A 6,543-nucleotide genomic window follows, 5' to 3' on the forward strand; every position below is an offset into this window, starting at 1 on the left:
ATCTTAGCAGTTAGCGATTTGTTTAATAAAAAACCTAAACAACCCAAATAACTAATCCAAAAATACTAGTTCAGCTGTTTTAGTAATCAATTTAATCATTGGCATGTTCACTGCAAATAAGTAATTGAAGTTTGAAAAATCAAACCATTTTATTTTTTAAAGGAGCTATTTAATGATTAAATCACTTTCACTTTCAGCACTAGCGCTAGCAACACTTGGTTTTAACTCTGCGGCGCAGGCAGATATTTCCGATTTTGATTCTCCACGTATTTATACCGGTATAGGTTACGGACAGTACTCTTTTGAATTTGAAGACAGTGAAAACGATACTGATTTTGATGATGACGCACAAATGCTCAAAGGATATGTTGGTACGCAATTTAATGAATATTTAAGTGTAGAGCTGGCTTATCAAAACTTTGATGAAGTTAGCGATATTGATAGCAAAGCTGAAATTGACGGCGTGTCATTGGCCGCGCGTTTAGGTATCCCATTAACTGAGAGCTTTTCAGTTTATGCCAAAGGTGGTTGGTTAGAATGGGATGCAGATATAAAACAAGAACTCCCTGTTGGAAGCGTTTCTACTTCACAAGATGGCGGTGACGCATTTTATGGTGCTGGTTTAGAGTTTGCTTTTTCTAGCAATGTGCAAATGCGTTTAGAGTACGAGCGTTACAAACTAGACGATGATATTGATCCTGATATGGATGTAGCATCAGTGTCACTGCAATACATGTTTTAAACTATAAACAGGTTGTTTAACAAAGGTAAGCTTAGGCTTACCTTTTTCTGCTTTATATAAACCATTCAGTCTAAAAGCTATTTTAAACCATTTAGTCTAATTAAATAAATTGCTATGCTGTGATGCGATGGCCTGTAAATAAAGGTAGAATACCCGCCTATTCTATTTGTACTTGAGTAACATGAGCGACTACAGCATTTCGGCCGTTGGCCACATACAATCTCCCTATAAACAAAAGTTTGCCATACCAAGACAACCTCGTTTAGTACCCGAAGCCAAAGCAAAACTTATTTTTGCGCCTGATTTTAACCGCGAAGAATTTGTACGCGGTATTGATGAATTTACCCACATTTGGTTATTGTTTCGTTTTCATGAAACCGCAGATAAAGGCTACTCGGCCATGGTGCGCCCTCCTCGCTTAGGCGGTAATGAACGCAAAGGTGTATTTGCTACTCGTGCTACTTTCAGACCAAATGCCATTGGTATGAGTGCAGTGAAGCTTGAGGGTATAGAATATAAAAATGGCCAACTCAGTCTATTACTTGCCGGAATAGACCTGCTTGATGGCACACCCATCATTGACATAAAACCCTACTTGCCTTATTCAGATGCCATGCTTGACGCAAGTGCTGGCTTTGCAGATACACGCCCAGAAACACAAATGAGCGTAGAGTTTACCCCTGAAGTGACTTTATTCATTGAGCAGCAAACTCAATACCCTGATTTATTAAACTTTATTAGTAATGTTTTAAAACAAGATCCACGCCCTGCTTACAAAAAACAAAAAGACGGCGAGCAGAGCTATGGAATGACATTGTATGATTACAATATACGCTGGCAAGTTAATGGCGAGCACAACCTAGTAACAAGTATAGAAAAAAGCTAAATAACTCACTTAGCGCTTTTGTGTAAAAGCAACCGCTGGTAAACTTAAGCTCTATTAAAAGAACATATTACTCTATTTCGGAAAAATAATGCGTACCAGTCAATATATACTCGCAACACTTAAAGAAACGCCTTCAGATGCTGAAATTGTATCGCATCAGTTAATGCTTAGAGCCGGTATGATCCGTCGCGTCGCTTCGGGTTTATACACTTGGTTACCCTCTGGTTTACGCGTTTTGCGTAAAGTTGAAAACATTGTTCGTGAAGAAATGGACAAAGCAGGCGCAATAGAAATGCTGATGCCTGTGATACAACCTGCTGATTTATGGGAAGAGTCAGGCCGTTGGAGCGAGTTTGGTCCAGAGCTAATGCGCTTTACAGACCGTCATAATCGTGAATTTGCACTTGGTCCAACACATGAAGAAGTAATCACCGATTTTGTTCGCAAAGAAGTGAATAGCTATAAACAGTTACCACTTACTTTATATCAAGTACAAACTAAAGTACGTGACGAACGACGCCCTCGCTTTGGTGTTATGCGCGCCCGTGAATTCACCATGAAAGACGCTTATTCATTTCATTTGAGTGAAGAATGTTTAAATAATACGTATCAAGCAATGCACAAAGCATACTGTAATATTTTCGAACGTTTAGGCCTAGATTACCGCCCAGTAATTGCCGATACAGGGTCTATTGGTGGTAGCGTGTCTCATGAATTCCATGTTTTAGCCGAATCAGGTGAAGACGCTATCGCATTTAGCGATGGTAGTGATTACGCCGCTAATATTGAAAAAGCCGAAGCCCTTGCCCCAACAGAGCCTCGTGCTGATGCTACAAAAGAATTAAAAGCGTTCCCGACTCCAGATGCTAAAACAATTGAAGAGCTTAAAAAGCATTACGGTGTTAAACCACACCGTAGTGTTAAAACGTTAATCGTTTATGGTGCCCCAGATGAAAACGAACAACGTGGTTTAGTTGCCCTTGTTATTCGTGGCGATCACGAATTAAACGAATTGAAAGCGGAAAAACACCCTCTCGTTGACTCACCGCTTGAAATGGCAAAAGAAGCAGACATCATTGCTGCAATCGGCGCAAAACCTGGCTCACTAGGTCCTGTAGGATTAACAATGCCAATTATTGTTGACCGCACAGCCAACGTAATGGCTGACTTTGTAGCCGGTGCTAATAAAGACGACGAACACTTTAGCGGCATAAACTGGGACCGTGATGTAACTAACTACGACGTTGCTGATATTCGTAACATTGTAGAAGGCGATCCTAGCCCTTGCGGCCAAGGCACATTACAAATTAAACGTGGTGTTGAAGTAGGACATATATTCCAACTTGGCACAAAATACTCAGAAGCCATGAAAGCAGGCGTATTAAACGAAGATGGCAAAAACCAAGTAATGACCATGGGTTGTTACGGTGTAGGTGTATCGCGTATTGTGGCTGCTGCTATTGAGCAAAACAACGATAAATACGGTATTATTTGGCCACAATCTATTGCGCCGTTCGACCTTGCTATTGTACCAATGAACATGCACAAGTCGCATCGTATTCCTGATATTGCAAACAGCCTTTACCAAGGTTTAAAAGATGCAGGTGTGGATGTGTTATTTGACGATAGAAAAGAGCGCCCAGGTGTCATGTTTAATGATATGGAGCTTGTAGGTGTGCCTTTCACACTTGTAATTGGCGAACGTAACCTAGACGAAAATAAAGTAGAGCTTAAAAATCGTCGCACTGGTGAAAAGCTAATGATTGACATAGATACCGCTATTGAAAGCATTAAAGCAGCTATGCAAGCCTAAACTCTTATTCGTTATTCAATAACGTGAATGCAAAAACCGCTTTTTAAGCGGTTTTTTTTATGCCTGAATTTTGTGTCATATAGCTTTACTAAAAATGTCGTATCACTGTCATTTTTTCTCTCTAAAGTAATTTATAGCTAACAAAACTAACGAGGGACAATATGAAAAGTGCTGAACAAAAGGCTAAATACCCTGCTATATGGATATCAGATGTTCACCTAGGCTATAAAGATTGCAGAGCTGATTATTTACTCGATTTTCTAAGCGCTGTTGAGACTGACGTTTTATATTTAGTTGGCGACATTATTGATTTATGGTCTATGAAGCGCCAATTTTATTGGCACCCCTCTCACTATCAAATACTTAATTGCATTCAACAAAAAGCGGCCAACGGAACACGCGTAATTTATATACCAGGAAACCATGACGAAACCTTTAGAAACTATATAAATCAAACCCTATTTGGTATAGAGGTCCACCAGCAGTATATTCATGTAACTCAAGCCAATAAACGCTTTTTGCTCGTTCACGGCGATGACTTTGATAGCGCAACTCGTTATAACAAAATTATTAGCATTGCTGGCGATGCAGGCTACGATTTGCTTTTATTTTTAAATCGTTGGAGCAATAAAATAAGAAAGTTGTTTGGGGGTAATTATTGGTCGTTAGCGTCGTGGATAAAAGCACGAGTGCATAAGGCACGCGAAGCAATAAATGCATTTGAAGACGCAGCTATTCATGAGGCAAAAAAACAAAACGTAGACGGAATTATTTGTGGGCATATACACCACCCTAAAATAAAAGTGTGCGACGGCATAGTGTATTGTAACGACGGCGATTGGATAGAAAACTGCACCGCCTTAGTGGAACAAGCCGATGGAAAAATAGAACTGCTTCACTGGTCAGATACACACACAGTTTTAGACAGCGCCGACATATCTAACATTTCATCGCCACTAATGAGTAATGACGATGCAAAACCTAAAAAGTCGGCAGCCTAATTACTGACTTTAAACCAAGTCATAAATTTTAACCCTTGTTGACGGCCTTAAACAAAAAAGCATCACTTAAGTGATGCTTTTTAAAGATGAGTAGCACACTATCTAAATAGTACATCTTCTCGGTTAAACCATTTAACGCAAAATGCGAGTAACGCACCTGCAATAAGAGCGGTTGCTAAAAATATGAGCCCTACAAACGTGTAATCTACAGTGCCTTTAATTATGTCTTTAATGGCTAATGCAACGTTGGTTACTGGAATAAACGCGGTTTTAGCAGTCAATTCCATATTTGGCATTATTGAAATAATAATAGGGAAAAACACCCCCATACTTAAAGGAGCCATGTAGTTTTGTGCTTCTTTAAACGTACGCGCATAAATAGATATAGCTAACGCTAAAGAAGAAAATATGGCAGCCAATGGCAGTAATAATACAAAAATCATCAGCAAATCGGTAACCGCCAAAGTACTAAATGCCGTTTTTATAAAGTCTAAGTCTGCGAACGCCAGTGCAACAGCAACCCAACACCCCATACTCACAACCGTAATAGTGGTTGATGCAATAGAGGTGGTCAGTAATGTTATAAATTTACCTAATACCAGCTCTGTGCGTGTTATGGGTGTAAGTAAGAGTGTTTCTAGTGTGCCGCGCTCTTTTTCACCGGCCCCTAAGTCAATTGCAGGATATGTAGCGCCCATTAACACCAATGGAATAAGTAAATATGGTAAAAAGCCACCTATTTTTTCACCTAAGTTTTCACGTTTATCGGCCGTATCTACTTTAACAACTTCAATAGGGGTAAGGATAGCTTTGTGCGTAGACTCTTCTATCCCAAAGCTTTTTAATTTTTTGGCTTGCAATACGTCGCTGTATTCTTGAGCTAGTTCTTTGACCCGGTCAAATAAAAAATTTATTGATTTTGCGTCGTTAAATACCACTTCCCATTTGCTTTGTTCACCACTGTCGAGTGTATCTTCTGCGTTACTTGGCAAATAAATACCCATATCTATATCGCCGGCAGTAACACCTGCTTTGAGCTCTTCTATTGTATTAAAGGTTTTACTGCCCTTATAAAGTTCAAAGCTTTTGTGGTAAAACACTTTGTTGGTAAATTCTGGTGCGTATTCACCATTAATAATTACGTAAGTATTAACTTTTTGGTCAGCTTCAAGTGCCGCTTGCGAACTAATAAAAGCCATAACGGCAAAAATTATTGGGAAAATAAGTACTGGCAGCGCCACAACAAACATAAGCGTTTTTTTGTTCGCGAAGGAGCTCTTTTAATTCCTTTTTATATACTTCAAACATTATGCTTCTCCGTTAATATGTTCATAAACGCTTGGTTTAACTCTTCACTGTTTCCGGCTTGTTTAAACTCTTCAACTGTGCCATCAAAGCAGCTTATGCCTTCGTTAATTACCGCTACACGGTCACATAACAATGCGACTTCATCTAAATGATGGGTAGAAAAAATAACCGGTGTGCCTTGTGCTTTTAAACCTTTGATAAATTCGATCACTGTTTGTGTGGTCATGATATCAAGGCCTGTTGTAGGCTCATCGAGCACAACTACTTTTGGGCGATGTACAACTGCACGGGCTATATTTGCTTTTTGTTTCATACCAGTTGATAAATTTTCAGCGCGCTTATCTATAAATTTATGCATATCGAGTAATGTAAAAAGCTCATCACAACGTGATGCTATATCGCTTTTTTTCATCCCGTGAAGTTTTGCAAAGTACTCTATGTTTTCTTTAACGGTCAGACGACCATACAAGCCAGTAGAGCCTGATAAAAACCCAATCGACTTTCGCCCTAAAAGAGGTTTTTTAACAATATCGTTGCCAGCAATTGTAATAGAGCCTTCATCGGGCTTTAAGGCTGTTGAGATCATTCTTAAGGTGGTTGTTTTACCTGCGCCATTAGGGCCTAACAACCCTAATACTTCGCCTTCAGCGCAGCGAAAACTGACATCTCGTACTGAATGAAAGTAGTCTTTATCTTCACGCGGATCGATATCATCTACTTTATTTTTTTTATGGTCTTTCGTCAGCTTAAAACGTTTTTTAAGCCCGGCAACTTCTATCATGCGCATGTCCTT

5 protein-coding genes and 1 pseudogene are annotated in these 6,543 nt (G+C 39.4%); 4 read left to right on the forward strand and 2 right to left on the reverse strand.

Going from position 1 to position 6,543, the window contains the following annotated elements; all coding sequences use genetic code 11:
- Positions 1-172 precede the first annotated feature (172 nt).
- The 4 genes from P20480_RS05665 (at position 173) to P20480_RS05650 (ending at position 4,442) form a co-directional block, all read left to right on the forward strand.
- Positions 173-742 carry an outer membrane beta-barrel protein gene (locus P20480_RS05665; protein WP_008131186.1) on the forward strand — a complete coding sequence of 190 codons (570 nt, stop codon included), beginning with the start codon at positions 173-175 and terminating at the stop codon, positions 740-742.
- A 181-nt stretch (positions 743-923) separates the two neighbouring features.
- Positions 924-1,628, forward strand: coding sequence for a tRNA (N6-threonylcarbamoyladenosine(37)-N6)-methyltransferase TrmO (gene tsaA, locus P20480_RS05660; RefSeq protein WP_008131188.1), 705 nt, complete (start codon positions 924-926; stop codon positions 1,626-1,628).
- Between the two features lie 88 nt (positions 1,629-1,716).
- The gene (locus P20480_RS05655; protein ID WP_008131190.1) at positions 1,717-3,441 is read left to right on the forward strand and encodes a proline--tRNA ligase; all 1,725 of its coding nucleotides are present in this window, start codon (positions 1,717-1,719) and stop codon (positions 3,439-3,441) included.
- Positions 3,442-3,602: 161 nt separating this feature from the next.
- A complete protein-coding gene (locus tag P20480_RS05650; RefSeq protein ID WP_008131192.1) occupies positions 3,603-4,442 on the forward strand; it encodes a UDP-2,3-diacylglucosamine diphosphatase in 840 nt (279 codons plus the stop codon).
- Between the two features lie 98 nt (positions 4,443-4,540).
- On the opposite strand, the pseudogene P20480_RS05645 reads toward P20480_RS05650, so the two are convergent.
- Together P20480_RS05645 and P20480_RS05640 are read right to left on the reverse strand one after the other, a co-directional pair.
- Positions 4,541-5,750: pseudogene (locus P20480_RS05645) on the reverse strand (ABC transporter permease).
- A complete protein-coding gene (locus P20480_RS05640; protein WP_008131198.1) occupies positions 5,743-6,531 on the reverse strand; it encodes an ABC transporter ATP-binding protein in 789 nt (262 codons plus the stop codon). Before P20480_RS05640 ends, P20480_RS05645 begins: the two are co-directional and overlap by 8 nt.
- Positions 6,532-6,543 lie beyond the last annotated feature (12 nt).

This window comes from Pseudoalteromonas sp. BSi20480 (assembly GCF_000241365.1).
GTDB lineage: Bacteria > Pseudomonadota > Gammaproteobacteria > Enterobacterales > Alteromonadaceae > Pseudoalteromonas > Pseudoalteromonas marina.